Annotated in this window: 6 protein-coding genes; 3 read left to right on the top strand and 3 right to left on the bottom strand. The window is 69.0% G+C overall.

The genetic code is table 11. The features are described 5' to 3' along the window. The first annotated feature begins 454 nt into the window (after positions 1-454). On the top strand, positions 455-2,116 hold the full coding sequence (locus ACLEQD_RS35535) for an acyl-CoA dehydrogenase family protein (protein WP_410390238.1): 1,662 nt from the start codon (positions 455-457) through the stop codon (positions 2,114-2,116). Between the two features lie 53 nt (positions 2,117-2,169). Beyond that, complete coding sequence (locus ACLEQD_RS35530; protein WP_410390236.1) at positions 2,170-2,913, top strand: phytanoyl-CoA dioxygenase family protein; 744 nt, start codon at positions 2,170-2,172, stop codon at positions 2,911-2,913. An 8-nt stretch (positions 2,914-2,921) separates the two neighbouring features. Here the strand turns inward: ACLEQD_RS35530 and ACLEQD_RS35525 are convergent, their stop codons facing one another. Both ACLEQD_RS35525 and ACLEQD_RS35520 read right to left on the bottom strand, forming a co-directional pair. Next, positions 2,922-3,302, bottom strand: a complete 381-nt coding sequence (locus ACLEQD_RS35525; RefSeq protein ID WP_410390234.1) for a hypothetical protein — start codon at positions 3,300-3,302, stop codon at positions 2,922-2,924. A 93-nt stretch (positions 3,303-3,395) separates the two neighbouring features. Next, positions 3,396-4,154: a hypothetical protein gene (locus ACLEQD_RS35520; protein WP_410390232.1), complete on the bottom strand. Its 759-nt coding sequence runs from the start codon at positions 4,152-4,154 to the stop codon at positions 3,396-3,398. A gap of 662 nt (positions 4,155-4,816) precedes the next feature. On the opposite strand from ACLEQD_RS35520, the gene ACLEQD_RS35515 reads away from it, so the two are divergent. Next, entirely contained in the window at positions 4,817-5,329 is a 513-nt protein-coding gene (locus tag ACLEQD_RS35515) for a hypothetical protein (protein WP_410390230.1), read from the top strand. A 5-nt stretch (positions 5,330-5,334) separates the two neighbouring features. On the opposite strand, the gene ACLEQD_RS35510 is transcribed toward ACLEQD_RS35515, so the two are convergent. Further along, positions 5,335-5,611, bottom strand: a 277-nt coding sequence (locus ACLEQD_RS35510; protein WP_410390228.1) for a hypothetical protein, incomplete at its 5' end; no start/stop codon positions are given.

Here is a 5,611-nt window from a genome sequence, read left to right as displayed (position 1 = left end):
GGTCCTGCGGCGCTGGAGGACCGGGGGGCGCGGTGCGCCGCTCCGTCTGCACGTCCAGCATCCCCTCGTTGAAGGGCGGCGGCGCTCCCTGCGGGGCCACCCCCCGCGGACTGCGAGGGCGGCACGCGGGGACGCGGCATCGGGTCGAAGATGACGGACGGCAGCGGCGCGGACTGCGCGGGCCTGGAGCGGGTGGGCTCTGGAGGCCTGTCTCCGCCCAGCGGCATCCCGGTCGTGGTGGGCAGGCGCGGACGGGGAGGCGTCGCCAGGACGGGGCTCGCCGCGGCGGCGGGCGTCTCCAGGGGGGTGATGCTGCGATTGGGGTCTTGCTCGGCGTCGGGGGAAGACGGACCCGGGCCAGGTGGGGGCCTGCGGGAGAAGTCGGTCATCACGCTCCGGCGGAGGGGGAGGTCACTCTACCCCACCGTCCGTGCCGGGGTGTTAACTTCGGGGCATGAGCTTCTTCCAGGCGCCCCCCGTTCTTGGCAATCAGTACGACGACGACGCGTTCCTGCAGGGCTACCTTGCCCGTACCCTTCCGGGGGACCTGCTCCGCTCGCTCCAGGACGACTTCCGGGAGCTGGGGGAGCTGGGGGGCAAGTACTTCTACGAGTTCCAGCAGCGCGACCGGCTGAACGAGCCCGTCCTCACGCAGTGGGACCCGTGGGGGAAGCGCATCGACCACATCGAGGTGACGCCGCTGTGGAAGGAGGCGGAGGCGCTGACCGCGAGGAAGGGCCTGGTCGCGGTGGCCTACGAGCAGAAGAGCGGCGCGCTCAGCCGCGTGCACCAGTTCGCGTTGAACTACCTGGTGCAGCCGTCGCTGGACGTCTATTCGTGTCCGCTGGCGATGACGGACGGCGCGGCGCGGTCGCTCCTGTCGCTGGGCAACAAGGCCCTCATCGACCATGCCCTGCCCCACCTGACGTCGCGCGATCCGGCGACGTTCTGGACGTCGGGCCAGTGGATGACGGAGCGCACGGGCGGCTCGGACGTGGGGCTCACGCTGACGGAGGCGCGGCAGTCCCCGGAGGGCTGGCGGCTGCACGGCACGAAGTGGTTCACGTCCGCGACGACGGCGCAGATGGCGCTGACGCTGGCGCGGCCCACGGGCAACGGCCCCGGCGGCAAGGGCCTGGCGCTCTTCTTCGTGGAGACGCGGGACGCGCAGGGCCGGCTCAACAACATCCAGATCAACCGGCTGAAGGACAAGTTCGGGACGCGCAAGGTGCCCACGGCGGAGCTGACGCTGGACGGGACGCTGGCGGTGCCGGTGGCGGGGCTGACGGACGGCATCCGCAACATGGCGATGATGCTGAACGTGACGCGCACCTGGAACGCGATGGGCGCCACGTGGGCCATGCGCCGCGCGATGGCGCTGGCGCACGACTATGCGAAGCGCCGGGTGCAGTTCGGCGCGCCGCTGGCGGAGAAGCCGCTGCACGTGGACACGCTGGCGGGGCTGGAGGCGGAGTTCCAGGCGGGCTTCCTGCTGGCGTTCCGCGGGGTGGAGCTCCTGGGCAAGCTGGAGACGCGCACGGCGACGGAGCAGGAGCAGCTGCTGCAGCGGCTGGTGACGCCGCTGGCGAAGCTGACGACGGGCCGGCAGGTGGTGCACGTCACGTCGGAGGCGACGGAGTCCTTCGGCGGCGCGGGCTACGTGGAGGACACGGGCCTGCCGCGCATCCAGGCGGACGCGCAGGTGCTGTCCATCTGGGAGGGCACGACGAACGTGCTGTCGCTGGATTCGCTGCGCGCGCTGGCGAAGGAAGGCACGCTGGAGGCGTTCTTCCACGAGGTGGAGGGCCGGCTGTCGAAGGTGACGGACGCGGGCCTGCGGCCGTGCGTGCAGACGGCGCACGACGCGCTGGAGCACGCTCGGGCCTGGGTGTCCGGCGCGATGGCGAACCCCACCACGATGGAGGCCGGTGCGCGGCGCTTCTCCCTGACGCTGGGGCGCACGCTGGAGCTGGCGCTGCTCAGCGAGCACGCGCAGTGGTGCCTGGAGCACGGGCACGGGCCGCGCAGCCGGGCCGCGGCGCGGCGGTTCCGGCAGCACGGGGTGGACCTCATCCAGGATGAGATCGACCTGGATGATTCGCGGCTCTTGGGTTGAGCCTCGCGACAGGTGCTGCACACGGCGGGCGTGCCCATTAAGAAGCGGGCGCCATGTCCGTCCTGAGTCCCGAGCAGTGCCAGCGCTTCGCCGCCGAGGGGTATCTCGTCCTGCCGTCCTTCGTGGACAGCGGGACGTGCGAGCGGATGCGGGCCGTCATCCTGGAGCAGCTCGAGTCCGGTGACGGCCCGGTGGAGTACGAGGCCGACGTGGCCTATCCGGGTTCGCCCGCGAGCCTGGAGGTCGAAGGTGGCCGGACGGTGCGGCGGTTGTTGAAGGCCCATGGGCGCTCGGCCTTGTTCGCGGCGTGGTTCGACGACGCGCGGATGGTGGAGGCGATGGGGCAGTTGCTGGAGGGGCCGGTGGTGCAGGCGCGGGCGCATCACAACTGCGTGATGACGAAGCAGCCGCGCTTCTCGTCGGACACGGGGTGGCACCAGGACGTGCGCTACTGGGCCTTCACGCGGCCGGAGCTGATCTCCACGTGGTTGGCGCTGGGCGCGGAGACGCCGGAGAACGGCGGCCTCAAGGTATTGCCCGGCACGCACCGCATGCAGTTCGCGCCGGAGCGCTACGACGCGAAGCTGTTCCTGCGGCCGGAGCTGCCGGAGAACGCGGCGCTCATTGAGAGCGCGCGGTACGTAAGGCTGTCCCCAGGGGACGTGCTGCTCTTCCACGCGCGGCTGTTCCACGCGGCGAGCCGGAACCACACGAAGGACACGAAGTACTCCGTCGTGGCCACGTACCGGAGGACGGACAACCTGCCCGTCCCGGGCTCACGTTCCGCGAGGGATTGAAGGCTGCTTCAAGGCGCGAACTGGTACCGCTCGAGGATTCGTCCCTCGGGTGAGACGGCGTAGAGCTCGAACCAGTCGAGTTCGAAGTTGCCACCGGGTCCGATTCCTTCGCAGTGGTCTACACGCCGGTTGACCCGGACGATGTAGCCGCCCTTCCCTTTGCCGACGACGACCTCCAGAGCCCGTGCCGTGAAGACGCATTCATTCCGGCGGGCTTCGGGAAAGCGGCTCAAGACATCTTGAAGGGCCGCATGGGACGCCAGGATGGCAGGCCCATCCAGCGTCGCCAGGGGCTCTATGTCTTCGGGCCATTCAAATGCAGGCGTCCCGGCATCCGTGCCCGAGGATGGGCTGGGTGAGGGAATGCCAGCATTTGGCTTCACACCCACGCAGGCAATCAGCGCCCCAGCGAGGACGCCGACTGCCACTGGAACCGTGCCGCGTCTGGATGAAGGAACACGCGGCATCTGGCCCGGCAGGCTTTACTTCGAGGCCTGCTTGAGGGCGTCTTCCACGTAGCGGATGCCCTTGGCGGTGATGGCCTTGCCCTTCTTGCTGTCCTGGGCGTAGCCGGCGTGCAGACGCAGCGCCTTGGCGGCGTTGGGGGCGGCGTACGTCACGCCCAGCCCGCTCCAGAAGCGCGACGTCGTTCCGGACGTCACCTCCACGTCCAGCGACTTCGCCAGGTAGAGCGGGATCAGCGAGCGCAGGAGCTGGTCCTTCTCCTTGCCGGCGGAGACCAGGTCCTTCTGGCGCGCGTGGCCGCGCAGCGCGGTCTCCAGCACCGACACCGCGTCCTCGCTATCGGCGCTGGACGTGGCCGCCTTCTTCGCGGCCGGGGCCTTCTTCGCCGCGCTCTTCTTCTTCGCGGGCGCCGCCTTCTTCGCGGCCGGAGCCTTCTTCGCCGCCGCGCTCTTCTTGCCCGCGGCCTTCTTCGCCTTCGGCGCCGTCTTGCGGCGGGCCGCCTGCGCCAGCTCCATGCGTCCCTCGAAGGGGATCTCCACCACCGTCGCATCCACCTGACGCTCCGGCATCGCGTTGCGCAGGGACTCGATCACCTCGTGCACGGACGCGCGCGGGGGCTCGGAGTGCACCGGGCGGGAGACACGGGTCTGCTGCGGCTCGCTCACGGGCGGCTTGCCCTGCGCGTAGTACCGCACCCAATCGCTCGCCTCCTCCACCACTTCTGTCAGGCCCACGCGATCGAGCAGCGACCCCAACCACCGAAGACTGTTGCGCACTTGGAGAACCCTCCCGTTCTGATCCACGCTACTACACTCCGGACGGACGCAACCTATATCGCCAGCAATACGGGTTGTTCCATGCCCCCCCGGGTCACTACGTCCCTGTAGCGGCGGATCCCGGGAACAGACGTGCAGATGTGGCCCGGTCCCCAATGCGTCACTGCCGCACGGACACCACGCTTGCTCCAGGGAGCTACCTCCTTGCCACCGGATCCTCCCGCCCATCGAAGCACCGCCTGCGGCCTCTTCCTCTCGCTGCTGGCAGCGTGCGCGACCCCGAGCGTGCCAGCCACGCCCATGCGCCACAGCCAATGTCGTGAGGTGCCCTCGGTGGAAGATTGTCGCTCCGCCGCCGAGAGCATTGATGACACGTGCCTCAGGGAATGCGTCCAGCTTCAATGCGGCGGGGTACTGGTGAAGTGCAGCGACTACATCCAGCAGAAATGCCGGGATGACGGACGGCACCGCAAGGGCCGTATCGGGGGCTTCGTCTTCCAAGGCACGCAGACCTGCCAGCAGCCCAAGGCCGAAATCTACTGGTGCGAACTGCCGATGTCCGAGAAGTGCCGTGCGAAAGCCATGGTCCACGAGTTGGCCCACTCCTGCGGATGGCATCATGGCGAGGGCCACGGCGTCCCCGGTAACGAAGGAGAACTCAAGTGCAGATGACTCACACCGGGCGGATGTTCCTCGCGACGCTGCTGCTTCTGAGTCCCGGGTGCCGTGTCGTCGCGCCACAGCCGCCCCCCCTGACCGCGTCCACGGCGCGTCCGCTCATCGAGTTCCAGTCCCCCCACTACGACGGCTCCACCCTTTCCGGGCGCATCCTGGTGGGCGCCGCGGAGGGAGCCATCACGGTGGATCGACGGCTCGTCGAGAACTCCTCCTTGGAAGTGACCGCGGTCCTGGACTGCGCGACGGCCCAGCCGGTGGAGTTCCTGGTGGCGGATCGGTTTCCTTCTCCAGCCCGTGCAGAAGACCTTCTCGGTCTAGAGCCCGGATACTGGTTCGGGGCGGATGTAGACTTCCCTCTGTTCGACGAACAGCTCAATGGCAAACGGGGGCCTGACTGCATCGACCTGACCCTCGCCCTCCATCCAAAGCATCCGACGTCCCCTGTCACCACGACGCTCCGGGTGACCCGGCCGATGGAGGAACCCGACGCGGGGTGAGGACATCACTGCCGCACGGACACCACGCTGCGCGTCTTCACGTTCGTCACCTTCCCCGAGCGCTCCAGCATCCCCTCCCCCACGAGGAACAGCGCGCCGTGGATCTCCTGCCTGCACCGCGCGTACACCTCCGAGGGCACCACCAGGTTCGCGATCCCCGTCTCGTCCTCCAACGAGATGAAGCAGATCCCCTTCGCCGTCGGCGGCATCTGCCGGCAGATCATCATCCCCCCCACCTTCACCCGCCGCCCCGCCGACACCCGCTTCAACCCCTCCGCCGTC

This window comes from Corallococcus sp. 4LFB (genome assembly GCF_046520365.1).
Lineage (GTDB): Bacteria > Myxococcota > Myxococcia > Myxococcales > Myxococcaceae > Corallococcus > Corallococcus caeni.
The sequence above is the reverse complement of the archived record's forward strand: the minus strand, read 5'-3'. Positions and strand labels throughout refer to the sequence as shown.

Bases quoted from the DNA above. Each gene is read 5' to 3' on its own strand.
- ACLEQD_RS35530 (WP_410390236.1), top strand. From the start codon at position 2,170: ATGTCCGTCCTGAGTCCCGAGCAGTGCCAGCGCTTCGCCGCCGAGGGG.
- ACLEQD_RS35535 (WP_410390238.1), top strand. From the start codon at position 455: ATGAGCTTCTTCCAGGCGCCCCCCGTTCTTGGCAATCAGTACGACGAC.